This window comes from Pseudomonas sp. BIGb0558 (genome assembly GCF_024807515.1).
GTDB lineage: Bacteria > Pseudomonadota > Gammaproteobacteria > Pseudomonadales > Pseudomonadaceae > Aquipseudomonas > Aquipseudomonas yamanorum_A.
On sequence record NZ_JANUEW010000006.1, the window covers coordinates 203,791 to 217,713 of the forward strand.

Below are 13,923 nucleotides of genomic sequence, written 5' to 3' on the forward strand. Positions count from 1 at the left end.
TAAACCCAATCAGAAGTTCACGCCAAAGCTTAAGGCGATGAAGTCGCGGTCGGTGAGGGTGTTGTAGTCACCGCCAAAAAAGTCGGTGTAGCTCAGGCTTGCGGTGTAGGTGTTGCGGTAGTCCGCGTCCACGCCAACGCTGATGGCCTTGGCGCCTTCGTTGAACAGGCCGTTGGGGCCGTAGCCGCTGACGTCCTGGGACCACGACACGTTGGGCTTGAGGTTGACCCCGGCGAATACGTTGTTGTAATCGAGGATGGCCCGGGCGCGATAACCCCAGGAGTTGGCCGTGACGAAACCGTCGGTATCGCCGCCGAAGCCGTATTGGCCGTAGACCGAATCGCGGCCGTAACGCAGCTTGGATTTCGCCTCCAGGCCGCCGACGTGCACGAAGGCCGCTTCGCCCACCAGGGTCAGGCGTTCGGCGCCCAGCACCTGGTCGAAGAACTGGGTCATGGTGCTCTGGATCTGGGTGATTTCCTTGCGGCGGTAGCCGGCGTTGTCGGCACCGAAGGAACTGCTGATCGGTGAAGCGGCGTTACCGGCAATCGGGTTGACCAGGGCCAGCGTCAGGTCGGTGGTGTTGAGTTGTACGGGCGCATTCGGGCGGTAGCTGATTTCGCCGGTCCAGGCGGTGCCGGTGGGCAAGGTGGTGGAGAAACTGGCGCCGAACAGGCGGATATTTTCCGGGTAGTCGAGGTAATACTGGCCACGGCCAAGCATCGTGCTTTGCGCCAGGCCGGAGCCTGATCCGGGGGCGATACTGTTGGCGGTATTGATGATGCGGCCAATGGTGGCCAGGTTGGTATTGGCGGTGATGGTACCGACGGTGGGCGTGCGACTGTGGTAGTTCATGAAGTACAGGCCGTACTCCGTGTCATCGCCCAGCCAGCGCAAGGCCATCCCGAATTGGCCGCCATCGCGCGCCTCGCGGTCTTTTGCACGCTGCACCACCACGCCTTCGTTCGTCACCTGGAAGCCCTGGCCAAACGCCGCCGCCACCGGTTGCAACGGCGCAATCGCCGGGCTGCCAACGGTGTAGTTGCCATTACAGCCGTGGGCCACCACATCGTTGCCGAAGAAAGTGCCGCAGTTGTCCACCACGGTATTTTCCCAGTTCAACTGGTAGAAGCCTTCCACGCTCAGTTGGTTGGTAAGGCTTTGGGATGCAAACAGCATGTTGACGGGAATCAGGCCTTCCTTGATCTCGGCACCGGGCCGGCGAAAGGCTGAGACGTCAATCGGGTTGATGCTGTTGATGGAGTTGCCGATGAAGGTACTTTCGCCCCAACTGACCACCTGTTTACCAACGCGCACGTTGCCCGGCAAATCACCGATGGAATAGTTGTGGTAGACGAACGCATCCAGCAATTCGTAGCCGGACGAGCGCGCACCTTCGTCGCGGTGGTTATTGCTGATCTGCTTGAATTCGCGGTCTTCGTCCTGCAGCTCGAAGTCGTACCAGTACTTGCCGCGCACGAACACGCCGCTGTCGCCGTACTTGAGCTCCAGGTCGTGGATGCCCTTGAAGATCTTGGAGAAGGTCTCGCCCTTCTTGAAGTTCAGGCGGCCGTCATCGCCGGTGGACGCCTGGCCCGTGCCGCCGTTGGGAATGCCCACCAACTTTTTATCGGCGTCGCGCATGCCCCAGCTGGCACCCACCGACAGCGAGGAATCGAATTGCCCTTCGATCTCGCCAATGTTGAACGAAACAGCCTGCGCCTGGGCACAGCAACCCAAAGCAACCGCAGCGGCCAGCGCCTGTGGCCTGAAGATGGCGCGCATTGTTGTTCTTGTCATGCGTCTTCCCCGGTGGTGTGACAGAAGGCCCCACCCTACTGCCCGCAATCAGGAGCGATAAGCGCACCAAGGAGGTATTCGTGTTGTCGCCCGAAAGGATGAAGGGGCGCTCTGGCCGGGGTATTGGCGGGGGCATGGACGAGATGGATGAAGGGTTATCAGGGGGATGTATGAGGCGCCGGCACCACTGTTGCCGGTTTGGTAACAGTCCTTGTCCCGAATCGCTATTTTTCATTCTGTAACAAACGCCTATTCTTGCTTGGCTTTCAGGGCGAACCGCCCGCTTCCCTCACTGGGATGAACAGCAAGTTTTTATGGATTGATCACTATTTTCAATCTGTTACCGGTGTTCACTGACGTTGATTTATTGCTCCTTGATCAAACGTCTTACTTCAGCCGCTGCCTTTGCAGCGGCTTTTTTTTGCCGGAAATAAAACGGGGCGCCATGGCGCCCCGGGTTGATTAAAACTTTTTCATGCAACGATCAGAGGCTGTATTTCTGCAGATTGGCCATCATCTCCTTCAAGGCCTCGATGTTGTCCTTGGGGTGAGCGGCGCCTTCGAAGTCGCAGATCTGCTGCCAGTGGGCGGCGACGTCATCCGGCGAAAACCCCGCCTCAGGGTCGAAGCCAACGCCCAGGCTGCGCTCCCAGCGGGTCTTGCCGATCCAGCCACCGCCCACCTCAAACAGCCCCGACGTTTCCTGGCACGCTTCGCTGCCCAGGTACACCACCAACGGGCTGATCAATTCCGGCTTTAAGCGCTCGAAGACTTGCGGCGGGATCAGGCCTTCGGTCATGCGTGTGCCACCGGTAGGAGCGATGGCGTTGACCAGGATGTTGTTTTTGCGGCCTTCCAGCGCCAGGGTGCGGGTCAGGCCATACAGGCCGAGCTTGGCCATGCCGTAGTTGGACTGGCCGAAGTTGCCGTAGATGCCCGAGGTCGAGGCGGTGAAGATCACCCGGCCGTAGGCTTGTTCGCGCAGATGCGGCCAGGCGGCGCGGGTGACTTTGTAGGCGCCTTCGACGTGCACGCGGTAGACCAGGTCCCAGTCGCTGTCTTCCATTTTGTGGAAGGTCTTGTCCCGCAGGATCCCGGCGTTGTTGACCACCACATCGATGCGTCCGAAGGCGTCGAGGGCGTTTTGCACGATCTTGTCACCGTCGGTGACAGAGTCGTGGTTGGCCTCGGCGATGCCGCCTGCTTCACGGATTTCGGCCACGACGCGATCGGCCGCCGAGGCGTTGGCGCCTTCGCCCTGGGTTGAGCCGCCAAGATCATTCACCAGCACTTTGGCGCCGTGTCTGGCGAACAGCAGTGCGTGGGCGCGACCCAATCCGCCGCCGGCACCGGTGACGATCACGACCTTGTCTTGGAACTGCACAGGCTCACTCATTGGGAACTCCAGGGGCGGTTAGGGATAGATGAGTGGAGTGTCAGGCACAGGGCTTTTGGTCACAATAAATACGGTTGGGGGTGAATGGTGCGCGATAAGGCTGGGGGATGATTGGTGTGGCCTGGGTGTGGGTACATATCCGTTATTTGGGAGATGGCCGGTTAGGGTTCCGCTCTTACAGCGGCTCACTTTTGAACAGCGCAAAAGTAAGCAAAACGCTCTTGCCCCACCACTCGGCACCTCGCCTAGGCTCGGTGTGCCCTCAGCTCCGGTAGCACGAAGCGGGCCGCCGCGACGGGGCGTCCCTGCCCCGTCGCGGCTAAACCGGCGTCCTGCCGGTTTACCCGCTCCGTACTACCTGCGTTCGGCCAGCGTGGTTTAACGGGGCGCCTAAGATCAAAATCAAGATCAAAAGCCAGAGCACAGCGGCCTACAGGCCGGCTTGAGTGTGGTGAAGCAAAGGCAAAATCTACAGCGAGCACGTTCTACTGTAGGAGCTGGCTTGCCGGCGATGGTCGTTAACGATGACGTTGGCGTCCTGAATGAACGCGGCGCTCTCAGGTTCTTCGCCGGCAAGCCAGCTCCTACAGAAAAGCGGCTTTTGCCTTTGCTTCACCACACTCAGGTCGGCTTTCAGGCCGCCGTGCTGTTGATCTTGATCTTGATCTGACTGCCCCATTCAGCCCGAGGCCGAACGCAGGGATTGAGGAGCGGGTAAACCGGCAGGACGCCGGTTTAGCCGCGACGGGGCAGGGACGCCCCGTCGCGGCGGCCCGCGGAGCAAGCCCGGAGTGAGGGAACACCGAGCCTAGGCGAGGTGCCGACAGGCGGGGCAGAGCGTTTTGGTTACTTTTGCGCTTTTCAAAAGTGACCCGCTGTAAGAGCGGAACCCTAAGTAGCCGTTACCGCAGCAACGGATATGCCCCCCATCAAAACCTCAAGAATAAGCCACCCGAGAAACCCCGACCCCAAGCCCCTCCCGAAACGCCAAGTAATGCTTCAACACCTGCACGGGCGCCTCAATCTGCGGGTAGTGCCCGATATTGGCCAGCAACACCGTATCCGCATGCGGCACCAGCTCACGATAGCGCTCAACCATGTGCCCCCCGGAAATCGGATCAACTTCACCATCAATCACCCGCAAAGGCACCTCGCCACGCTGCATCGCCGCCACCCAACGCTCCCGCTGCTGGCGACGCTGGGGAATATAGCCAATCAACTTGTGCAAAATCCGCGGCCCATCCTGGCTCTCAATCAAGCTCCAGAAATCATCCAGCGCACTTTCACTGGGCCGAGTCGCCGGCCCGAAAATCTGCCCAAAACTGTTGGCCAACGCATTACGCCCAAACGCCCGCCCGATCATCCACCCCAACGGGCTCAGCAACAGCTTCTGCACCAACGCCGGACGATGCGTCTCCGGAAACAACCCACCGTTGAGAAACACCCCGCTGGCCATCTGAAACCGACCTTCGTAATGCCGCGCCAGCAACTCCTGCGCAACGCTGTCACCGTAATCATGGGCCAGCACATGCACCGGCTGCTGCACCCAAAGATGCTCCAGCAACGCCTGCTGCAAATCGGCCTGTTCCAGCAGGCAATAAGTGTGATCCAGCGGCTTGGCCGAATCGCCGAACCCCAGCATGTCGCAGGCAATCACCTGGTAACGCTGGGCCAGCGGCTGCCAGAGGTAATGCCAGTCCCAACTGGCGGTCGGGAAACCATGGATCAGCAGCAACGGCTCGCCCTGCCCCGCCACCCAGTAACGGATGGTACGGCCACGAAACTCGAAGCTCTGGGCGCGCTGGCGCCAGATGCGCAGCGGGATCTCGGCGAGTGGCATCAGCTTTTATACCCGGGGTCGAGTGCATCGAGTTTGCGCAGCAACGCCGGCCACGCCAGCGCGCCGCCCATGCCTTGGGCACTTTTGGTGACCCCGGCGATCATCGCCCGGGCACCGGCCAATATCTGTGGCGCAATCGTGATCAATTCAGCGCCACCGTTCTGCGCCATCACCTGGATATCGCAGGTGCGCTGAAAGATGAACATCATCAGGAAGGTGTCGGCGATGCTGCCACCACAGGTCAGCAGGCCGTGGTTGTGCAGCATCAGGAAATTATTTTCGCCAAGGTCGGCCTGCAAGCGGGCCTTTTCCTCGTGGTTCAGCGCCACGCCTTCGTAGGCGTGATAAGCCAGGCTGGACAGCACAAACAAGGATTGCTGGCTGATGGGCAACACGCCCTGCTTCTGCGCGGAAACGGCGATGCCGGAAGCGGTGTGGGTGTGCAGCACGCAAACCACGTCGTGGCGAACTTCGTGTACCGCGCTGTGGATGGTGTAGCCCGCCGGGTTGACGTCGTAGGGGCTGTCCATCAGCTTGTTGCCGGCCTGGTCGACCTTCACCAGGCTCGACGCGGTGATCTCGTGGAACATCAGCCCGTAGGGGTTGATCAGGAAGTCTTCGGTGCCCGGCACCTTGGCCGAGATGTGGGTGAAAATCAGATCGTCCCACCCATGCATCGCCACCAGGCGATAGCACGCGGCGAGGTCGACGCGGGCCTGCCATTCGGCCGCGCTGACCTGGTCTTTTACGCTGTGTGTCGATTGAACAGTGGCTAGGCTCACGGCAATGACCTCCTTGGCGCGTATTCTTATTATTTTTTTGAGTGAAGGCGCAGTCTAGTTCAGAGCTTGAGGCCGCCGTAGTTGCATTGGCAGCCAGCTTGATGACCGAACGGGTCAGTCCTCAGAATAGTTCGATTTTGTTCAACGCGTGTCAGAGAAGCGACGCCAATAAAGGCGCAGCGAACAGGTTGAGCAGCCCGGTGAGCACCATCACCAGCCCCGCCACCGAGCCTTCCTCGCCGCCCACTTCATGGGCCCGGCTGACACCCGCGCCATGGGCGCCCACGCCAAACAATGCACCGCGCGCCAACGGCGTGCGCAGCGGCAGCCACTTGAGCAGTACGCCGCCGAGCATGGCGCCGAACACGCCGGTGAACATCACAAACACGGCCGTCAGTTCCGGTACGCCACCAAGGTCAGAGGAGACCGGCATGGCGAACGGCGTGGTGATGGAACGCGGCACCAGCGACATCGTCACCGAGCTGTCCAGCGCCAGGGCCTTGGCCAGGCCATAGGAGGTGGCGATGGACGCCACGCTGCCCGCCACCATCCCCAGCAACAGGGCCGACCAATGGCGCATCAGCAGTTGGCGCTGCTGCCAGATGGGAATGGCAAACGCCACGGTCACCGGGCCCAGTACCAGCATCAGCCAGTGGGTGTCGGTGGAGTATTCGGCGTAGGCGGTTTTCAGCGGCACGGCCACCGCCAGCAAGAGCGCAGGAACCAGGATCAGCGGCGACAGCAGGTAGCGCCCGGTGCGCCGGTAGATCCAGCGGCTGAAACCGTAGGCACCCAGGGTCAGCGCGAGCCAGAACATCGGCATCAGCTCAAGCCTCATGGCGCAGCTTCCAGCGGCAGACAAATTCCACGGTAAACGCGGTCACCAGCATCACCGACAAGGTGCTGAAACCGATCACCAGCATGATCCGCCAGCCGTCGTGCTTGACCAGGCCGCCGTAGTCCAGAAGGCTCATCAACGCAGGAATAAAGAACAGCAGCATCTCCGCCATCAGCACACCGGCGCCCAATTGCAGGGCTGCCGGTTTCACCAGGCCGGTGGCGAAGGTCAGCAACAGCAGGCCGAGGCCCACCACACCGCCGGGAATAGGCCAGCTCAGCCAGGCGGCCAGTTGACAGCCCAGAAAGTAAATGGCCAGCAGGACGATCAGTTCAGCCAGCAACCGACCGACGAGTTTGAAGGTGAAACGTTTCATGAGCTTTGGGTCCTCGCAGGGCTCCCATTTTAAAGAGGGCCCTGGCATCCCCACAGCGAATTGTTAGACTGCAAGCTATTCCAAACTGGAATCAGGCTAATGGAATTCAAACAGCTGCGCAGCTTTGTCGAAGTGATCCATCGAGGCGGTTTTACCCAGGCAGGCAAAACCCTGCACATCAGCCAGTCCGCCGTCAGCAAGCAGGTGGCTCAACTGGAGCAGAGCCTGGGCACACCGCTGCTGGATCGCCTGGGTTCGCAGATTCGTCTGACAGCCGCCGGCCAGGTGGTGCTGCAGCGGGCAGAGGCCATGTTGCGCCAGCAAGCGGAGTTGCTCAGTGAGCTGGATGACTTGAATCAGCTGACCCGTGGCGAGCTGCGCATGGGCCTGCCGCAGTTGGGCGGCGACACGCTGTTTGCCGGGCTGTTTGCCGAATACCGGCGGCGCTACCCGAACGTGACCATTCAGTTGCTGGAAGGCGGCAGCCGCAATATCGAGCAGGCGATCTTGAGTGGAGAGCTGGAAGTGGGCGGCAGCCTGATGCCCAGCGACCCGGCATTCGCCTGGCAGGCATTTTGCGATGAGCCGCTGGACGCCCTGCTGCCGATGGACCATCCGCTGGCTGATAACGCGCAGATTCGCCTGGAGGAGTTGGCTGACACGCCGTTCCTGATGTACCAGCGCAGCTTTGTATTAAACGACCGCCTGCTGCAGGCCTGTCAGCAACTGGGCTTTACCCCGAAGGAAAGCGGGCGCAGCGGCCAGGCGGATTTCCTCGCGGCCCTGGTGGCCGCCGGCCAAGGCGTGGTGCTGCTGCCCAGCGTGGTGGCTCGAGGACTGGTGCGGCCCGGGGTGGTGCGCCTCACGCTCAAGGCCCCCGACTACCTGCGCTGGGACATTGCCTTTATCTGGCGTGAGGGCGCCTATCTGTCGAAAGCCGCCCAGGCCTGGCTGGCGTTGTTGCGGGAGTTTCCGGTCAACCGCGCAGTGCAGTAACCAACTCGGCCAGCCACGGCTCGGCGTCGGCTTCCGGGGTCACGCTTTCGCTGGCATCCAGGCGCAGCATCGGCAGCACTTCGTGCACGCCCAACTCGGCAAACAGCTCGCGCATTTGCTCACCGCCACCGCAGAAGGTGTCGCCATAGCTGGCATCGCCCAGGCCGATCACCGCGCCCGGCAGCCCGCGCCAGGCGGCCGGCAGTTGGTCGCGAATGGTCGAATACAGCGGCTGCAGGTTGTCGGGCAATTCGCCCATGCCGGTGGTAGAGGTCACGGCCAGAAAGGCTTCAGGGGCGAAGCCCTGCACGTCGGCCAGGGTTGCCCGCGGGTTGTGCCAGGCATCGAAGCCGGCCGCGTTGAGAATACTGGCAGCGTGGCGGGCAACTTCTTCAGCCGTGCCGTACACCGAGCCGGAAAGGATGGCGACTTTCATCAATCTGATCCTGTAGCTGACTAAAAGCCTGGGATATTAACAGCTGGGGCCAGTGGACAGACTACCGGCATGTCTTAAACTGCACATTCCAAGACAAGCCATGGACCGCTCAATGATTAACGCCAAGCTGATGCAACTGGTGATCAACGCTTCCAACGACGGCATCGTGGTTGCCGAGCGGGAAGGCAAGGACAAGCCACTGATCTACGTAAACCCGGCGTTCGAACGCATGACCGGCTACACCCTCGACGAAATCCTCTATCAGGATTGCCGCTTCCTGCAATCGGGCGACCGTGACCAGCCGGGGCTGATGGCGATTCGGGAAGCCCTGGACAGCGGTGGCTCCTGCCGCGAAATCCTGCGCAATTACCGCAAGGACGGCACGCATTTCTGGAATGAGCTGTCGTTATCAACGGTTTACAACCAAGCCGACAAGCAGACCTATTTCGTCGGCGTGCAAAAAGACGTGACGGTACAGGTCAAGGCCCAGCAGCGTGTGGCGCAATTGGAAGCCCAACTGGCAGAACTCAGGGCGGAGCTTGAAGCACTCAAGGCGACGAGCGGATCTAACAAAAACTAGAAAACGCGGTCTTTAGAGAGATAATGGCGTTTTAATACCTCTCCCTTGAGCAAGATCAATGCAACGCGACGCGCTTTTGACGCAGGACGAGCTGGATTTTATTCAGACCATGCACCATAACCCGCAACTCAACGTGCGGGATGCGTCGTCGAGCCTGACGGTCAACGGCGGTGCGCAGATTCGTGATCTGCTCACCCGCCTGGCCGCCCATGACCATGTCACCCTCCAGGCACAATTCGACAACCAGCAAATGACCTTTCCGCTGCAATTGGTGGAAGACGAGTTTCATGCCGTGCATTTGCGCCTGGGTGTGCCGAGTATTTTCGAAGACGGGCCGATGATCCGCCCGTGGCGCCTGGCGCTTGAAGAGCCGGTAGCGCTGGAAAATATCAAGGGGCAGCCCGGTGCACTGTGGGTGCACGAGGTGTCGTTCAAGGGATTGCTGGTGGAAATTCGCGGGCGGCTCAAGGCGCCCAAGACCTTTTCGCTGTGGTTCAGCCCGTCCGGCTACGAGCGCATCTCGGTGCGTGGCACCCTGGAGCGGGAAAATGCCCGAGGTCTGTTCGCCTACCGTTTAAGCCAGAATGACGTGGATGAAACCGAACGCCTGCGCCAGTTCATCCTGCAGCAACACCGCCTGTTTCACCCCGAAGTCCACGCCTGACGTCAGGTATCCAGGTTGCCGCGCAGAAACTGCCGCAGGCGGCGCTGCATCAGTCGCCCTTCATTCCCCAGGCAACCGACAAGCGTATTCTCCAACTGCTCCTGCGCCAGTTCCGACGCATCGCCGGCCAGCAGCAGCGGGCAATCCAGGGTCACGGCCAGCCGCTCAAGGCGCCGGGGCAATTCGTTGGTAGGCGAGTGATTAGAGAACACCACAAGAGCCTGTGGCTTGGTTTTTTCACAGACAAGGGTCAACTCATCCATCGGCTGCCCCACAGCCAGGACCTTGACCGCCAGCTCGTCACCGCTCATCAGCAGGCCTGCCACCAACAGTTCAAGCTCCCGGCATTCCCCGGCAATGGCCGCCAGCAACACCCGCGGCGCCGCAGTCGCACAGCCTGTCTGCAGGCGTTTCCAGGTGCGGCTACGCAGGAAACCATCAAAGAACAGCCACTCACTGGTTTGGCCAAAAAGCCCCTGGTGCCGCAATAGCTGCTGCCAGAGCGGCATCAGAATGTCCTGGAACACCACCGCGACCGGGTAGGCCGCGTAAATCTGGCCATACAACCGGTCCAGTTGCCGGTCGTCGAAGGCACCGACGGCCGTTCGCAGTTGCTGCTGCCATTGGCTCCATTCCTGCTCGGCGCCGGCTGGTGCGACGGAAGCTGCGTCGACTGGCTGCTCATCGCGGGCAAGGATTTTCCCAACCTTGCTCACCGACACGCCGCGCTCAATCCAGTCCAGGATGCGATGAACGGTCTCGACATCGGTGCGCGAATACAGGCGGTGCCCGCTTTCGGTGCGAATCGGCTGGATCAGCCCGTAACGACGTTCCCAGGCACGCAGCGTGACCGGATTAACGCCTGTCAATCTTGCCACTTCGCGAATCGGGAACAGCTCGCCGGAATCAGCGGGGTCGCCAAACGCAATTTCAGGGAGGGGAGCAGTCATTACGGACATCTGGGCACTGAATCATCGGGGAATGTTGGATCCCATTTAACGCCCATACAACTGTCCGATTCAAGGTCTTCAGTTAACCGACCAGTGCCGCTGGCGTATTTTTTCAAAACAGGAATAATCCTTGCCTGTTTTTTCAACGTGGCTGCTTACCCCGCAGCTTCGTTCGTGCGCCACCTACCCGGCCCAGCGCACCTGATCCTTATGGAGATACACGATGTCTACCTCCCCCGTTACCCTGATGGTTGCGCGCCGCGTGGCCAAGGGTCGTTATGAAGAGTTGATGGCCTGGCTGCGCGAAGGCGAGCAATTGGCCACGGACTTTCCCGGTTACCTGGGCTCCGGCGTGCTTGCACCGCCGCCCAACGATGATGAATTCCAGATTATTTTCCGCTTTGCCGATGAAAAGACCCTGCACGCGTGGGAGTTTTCCGCGTCCCGCAGTGCATGGCTCGGTCGTGGCAGCGAGCTGTTTGCCGCACCGTCTGAGCACCGCGTACGCGGTATAGACGGCTGGTTTGGTGCCGCCGCCGCGCGACCGCCGCGCTGGAAGCAGGCCGTGGCGATCTGGCTGGCATTTTTCCCGGTATCGCTGCTGTTCAACTTTGGCCTTGAGCCGCTGCTCGGCGAGCTGGGTTTGTTGAGCCGCGTACTGGTCAGCACCCTCGCGCTCACGCCATTGATGGTTTACTTCTTTATCCCGTTGTCGACCCACCTGCTGGCCGGCTGGCTGCATCCGACCCCGGCCCGGCCAAAGGCCAGCGAAGCCACCGCTTGAGTACAAGGGAGGCCGCTCGCTGGTATAGTTTTAGCCTGCCAGCGACCCGAGCCTCCCATGTCTTCCACTCCCGCCCCGATCCTGATCACCGGTGCCGGCCAACGTGTCGGCCTGCATTGCGCCCAGCGCCTGCTGGACGAAGGGCAGCCGGTGATTTTCAGCTACCGCAGCGAACGCCCCGGCGTGCAGACCTTGCGCGAGCGCGGTGCGATTGGCGTGTTTGCCGATTTCTCCAACGAAGCCGGTATTCTCGCTTTCATCGACGAACTGAAGACCCACACCCAAAGCCTGCGGGCGATCATTCATAATGCCTCGGCCTGGGACGCGGAAACACCCGGCAATGAGAGCAGCGCGTTCATCGACATGTTCAGCGTGCACATGCTTGCGCCGTACCTGATCAACCTGCATTGTGCCCACTTGCTGCAACGCTCCACACCTGCGGATATCGTGCACATCAGCGACGACGTGACCCGCAAGGGCAGCCGCCAGCACATTGCCTACTGCGCCACCAAGGCCGGGCTCGACAGCCTGACCTTGTCGTTTGCTGCGCAGCTTGCACCGGATATCAAGGTGAACGGCATTGCCCCGGCGATGGTGATGTTCAACGAGGGCGACGACGCGGCCTACCGCGCCAAGGTCCTGGCCAAGGCGGCACTGGGCATCGAGCCCGGCCCCGAGGTGATTTACCAGAGTGTGCGTTACCTGCTGGATAACCCGTATGTCACCGGTACCACCCTGACCGTCAACGGCGGGCGGCATATCAAGTAAGCCGTTTGCGAGGATGTTGTATGACTTTATCCCTGCCCCACCACTACCGCGAGATCCTCAAGGGCCTGGGTGAAGACCCGGAGCGCGAAGGCTTGCTCGACACGCCAAAGCGCGCCGCCAAGGCTATGCAGTACCTGTGTCATGGTTACGAGCAGAACCTGGAGGAAATCGTCAACGGGGCGCTGTTCGCTTCCGACAACGACGAGATGGTGATCCTCAAGGACATCGAGCTGTATTCACTGTGCGAGCATCACCTGCTGCCCTTTATCGGCAAGGCGCATGTGGCCTATATTCCGACCGGCAAGGTCCTCGGCCTGTCGAAGCTGGCGCGTATCGTCGACATGTTCGCCCGGCGCCTGCAGATCCAGGAGAACCTGACGCGGGAAATCGCCGACGCCATCCAGCAAGTCACCCAGGCATCCGGCGTGGCGGTGGTGATCGAAGCCAAGCACATGTGCATGATGATGCGCGGTGTCGAAAAACAGAATTCAACCATGAACACCTCGGTGATGCTCGGCGCCTTCCGTGAGTCGAACACCACGCGCATGGAGTTCCTGCAACTGATTGGACGGAGCAAGTAGCAATGCCACAACTTCAGCCAGGCATGGCGCGCATCCGGGTCAAAGACCTGTGCCTGCGCACGTTTATCGGGATCAACGAGGATGAAATCCTCAACAAGCAGGATGTGTTGATCAACCTGACCATCCTGTATGCCGCCCAGGAAGCCGTACGCGACAACGACATCGACCACGCGCTGAACTACCGCACCATCACCAAGGCCATCATCGCCCACGTGGAAGGCAATCGTTTTGCCCTGCTGGAGCGCCTGACCCAGGAAATTCTCGACCTGGTGATGAGCAATGTGTCGGTTCTGTACGCCGAAGTCGAAGTCGACAAACCCCATGCGTTGCGTTTTGCCGAATCGGTGTCGATCACCCTGGCGGCCAGTCGCTAACCCTTACCTTTGCAGTGAGCATCATGAACGATCAACAACGCCTTGAACTCGAAGCCGCCGCCTTCCGCCGGCTGGTGGCCCACCTGGACAGCCGCAAGGATGTGCAGAACATCGACCTGATGAACCTCTCAGGCTTCTGCCGCAACTGCTTGTCCAAGTGGTACAAGGCCGAGGCCGACGAGCGCCACATCGAGCTGAGCCTGGATGACGCCCGTGAAGTGGTGTACGGCATGCCGTACGCCGAGTGGAAAGCCCAATACCAGCAAGAAGCCAGTGCCGAACAGCAAGCGGCATTCGCCAAAGGAAAAACCCATGACTGACCTGAACACCCTGCGCGCCAGCCTCAACAGCGGCGAACACGCCTTCGCCGACACCCTGGCCTTCGTGGCCGCCGGTTACGATTACCAGCCACAGGCCTTCAGCAATGGCGGCGTGGAGAATGCCGCCGGGCAGAACGAAGGCTCGTGCAAGACCCTGGGCCTGGCGTTGCTGGAAGGCTTGAGCGACCAGCAAGCGCTGTTGGCGTTTGGCGAGCATTACCGCTCGGTACTGGCCACGCCTGAGGGCAGTGACCATGGCAACATTCGTGCGCTGATCGAGCATGGGTTGGCGGGTGTGAAGTTCACTCAGCAGCCACTGACCCGACGCTGATTCAATTGGATAACCCGGTTTAATGTGGGAGCTGGGGTGGGGGGGGGTGGGGGGGGGGGTGTGCAACCCCAAAAGGACGGCAAGCCGCAGCCCCCCATGTTTGGGTT

18 protein-coding genes are annotated in these 13,923 nt (G+C 60.7%); 10 read left to right on the forward strand and 8 right to left on the reverse strand.

Translation table 11 applies throughout. The annotated features are described in order from the left end of the window. Window positions 1-9: 9 nt before the first annotated feature. Together M2400_RS11320 and M2400_RS11325 are read right to left on the reverse strand one after the other, a co-directional pair. Window positions 10-1,800 (reverse strand): DUF1302 domain-containing protein, encoded by a 1,791-nt coding sequence (locus tag M2400_RS11320; protein ID WP_177047262.1) that lies wholly within the window; start codon window positions 1,798-1,800, stop codon window positions 10-12. 484 nt (window positions 1,801-2,284) lie between these two features. Further along, window positions 2,285-3,196 carry an SDR family oxidoreductase gene (locus M2400_RS11325; RefSeq protein ID WP_177047264.1) on the reverse strand — a complete coding sequence of 304 codons (912 nt, stop codon included), beginning with the start codon at window positions 3,194-3,196 and terminating at the stop codon, window positions 2,285-2,287. Window positions 3,197-3,698: 502 nt separating this feature from the next. Between M2400_RS11325 and M2400_RS11330 the strand changes: the two genes are divergently transcribed. Then, complete coding sequence (locus tag M2400_RS11330) at window positions 3,699-3,866, forward strand: hypothetical protein (RefSeq protein WP_259227766.1); 168 nt, start codon at window positions 3,699-3,701, stop codon at window positions 3,864-3,866. Window positions 3,867-4,133: 267 nt separating this feature from the next. On the opposite strand, the gene M2400_RS11335 is transcribed toward M2400_RS11330, so the two are convergent. The 4 genes from M2400_RS11335 to M2400_RS11350 form a co-directional block, all read right to left on the reverse strand. Continuing rightward, the gene (locus M2400_RS11335; protein WP_259197501.1) at window positions 4,134-5,036 is read right to left on the reverse strand and encodes an alpha/beta fold hydrolase; all 903 of its coding nucleotides are present in this window, start codon (window positions 5,034-5,036) and stop codon (window positions 4,134-4,136) included. After that, window positions 5,036-5,818, reverse strand: a complete 783-nt coding sequence (locus M2400_RS11340) for a class II aldolase/adducin family protein (protein WP_177077188.1) — start codon at window positions 5,816-5,818, stop codon at window positions 5,036-5,038. The genes M2400_RS11335 and M2400_RS11340 overlap by 1 nt, the downstream gene beginning before the upstream one ends. 151 nt (window positions 5,819-5,969) lie before the next feature. Then, a complete protein-coding gene (locus M2400_RS11345; RefSeq protein WP_259197502.1) occupies window positions 5,970-6,656 on the reverse strand; it encodes an LrgB family protein in 687 nt (228 codons plus the stop codon). Then, window positions 6,646-7,032 carry a CidA/LrgA family protein gene (locus M2400_RS11350; protein WP_177077184.1) on the reverse strand — a complete coding sequence of 129 codons (387 nt, stop codon included), beginning with the start codon at window positions 7,030-7,032 and terminating at the stop codon, window positions 6,646-6,648. Before M2400_RS11350 ends, M2400_RS11345 begins: the two co-directional genes overlap by 11 nt. Window positions 7,033-7,131: 99 nt before the next feature. Between M2400_RS11350 and M2400_RS11355 the strand changes: the two genes are divergently transcribed. Further along, window positions 7,132-8,028, forward strand: a complete 897-nt coding sequence (locus tag M2400_RS11355) for a LysR family transcriptional regulator (protein ID WP_088427075.1) — start codon at window positions 7,132-7,134, stop codon at window positions 8,026-8,028. Here M2400_RS11355 and M2400_RS11360 read toward each other — a convergent pair. Continuing rightward, a complete protein-coding gene (locus tag M2400_RS11360) occupies window positions 8,009-8,464 on the reverse strand; it encodes a flavodoxin (RefSeq protein WP_003208486.1) in 456 nt (151 codons plus the stop codon). The genes M2400_RS11355 and M2400_RS11360 overlap by 20 nt on opposite strands. A gap of 112 nt (window positions 8,465-8,576) precedes the next feature. Between M2400_RS11360 and M2400_RS11365 the strand changes: the two genes are divergently transcribed. Further along, on the forward strand, window positions 8,577-9,044 hold the full coding sequence (locus tag M2400_RS11365) for a PAS domain-containing protein (RefSeq protein ID WP_259197503.1): 468 nt from the start codon (window positions 8,577-8,579) through the stop codon (window positions 9,042-9,044). A gap of 58 nt (window positions 9,045-9,102) precedes the next feature. After that, entirely contained in the window at window positions 9,103-9,708 is a 606-nt protein-coding gene (locus M2400_RS11370; protein WP_177077180.1) for a hypothetical protein, read from the forward strand. A gap of 2 nt (window positions 9,709-9,710) precedes the next feature. On the opposite strand, the gene M2400_RS11375 is transcribed toward M2400_RS11370, so the two are convergent. Next, window positions 9,711-10,667, reverse strand: coding sequence for a MerR family transcriptional regulator (locus M2400_RS11375; protein ID WP_405046196.1), 957 nt, complete (start codon window positions 10,665-10,667; stop codon window positions 9,711-9,713). 214 nt (window positions 10,668-10,881) lie between these two features. On the opposite strand from M2400_RS11375, the gene M2400_RS11380 reads away from it, so the two are divergent. The 6 genes from M2400_RS11380 to M2400_RS11405 are packed head-to-tail and all read left to right on the forward strand — an operon-like array spanning window position 10,882 to window position 13,816. Then, a complete protein-coding gene (locus M2400_RS11380) occupies window positions 10,882-11,442 on the forward strand; it encodes an antibiotic biosynthesis monooxygenase (RefSeq protein ID WP_177077176.1) in 561 nt (186 codons plus the stop codon). A 57-nt stretch (window positions 11,443-11,499) separates the two neighbouring features. After that, entirely contained in the window at window positions 11,500-12,210 is a 711-nt protein-coding gene (gene folM / locus M2400_RS11385; protein WP_259197505.1) for a dihydromonapterin reductase, read from the forward strand. A 20-nt stretch (window positions 12,211-12,230) separates the two neighbouring features. Next, window positions 12,231-12,791 (forward strand): GTP cyclohydrolase I FolE, encoded by a 561-nt coding sequence (gene folE, locus M2400_RS11390; protein ID WP_177026501.1) that lies wholly within the window; start codon window positions 12,231-12,233, stop codon window positions 12,789-12,791. 2 nt (window positions 12,792-12,793) lie between these two features. Beyond that, the gene (folX, locus tag M2400_RS11395; protein WP_177077171.1) at window positions 12,794-13,165 is read left to right on the forward strand and encodes a dihydroneopterin triphosphate 2'-epimerase; all 372 of its coding nucleotides are present in this window, start codon (window positions 12,794-12,796) and stop codon (window positions 13,163-13,165) included. A gap of 23 nt (window positions 13,166-13,188) precedes the next feature. Beyond that, on the forward strand, window positions 13,189-13,485 hold the full coding sequence (locus tag M2400_RS11400) for a DUF1244 domain-containing protein (RefSeq protein WP_063033096.1): 297 nt from the start codon (window positions 13,189-13,191) through the stop codon (window positions 13,483-13,485). Further along, entirely contained in the window at window positions 13,478-13,816 is a 339-nt protein-coding gene (locus M2400_RS11405) for a HopJ type III effector protein (protein ID WP_259197506.1), read from the forward strand. Before M2400_RS11400 ends, M2400_RS11405 begins: the two co-directional genes overlap by 8 nt. Window positions 13,817-13,923: the final 107 nt, after the last annotated feature.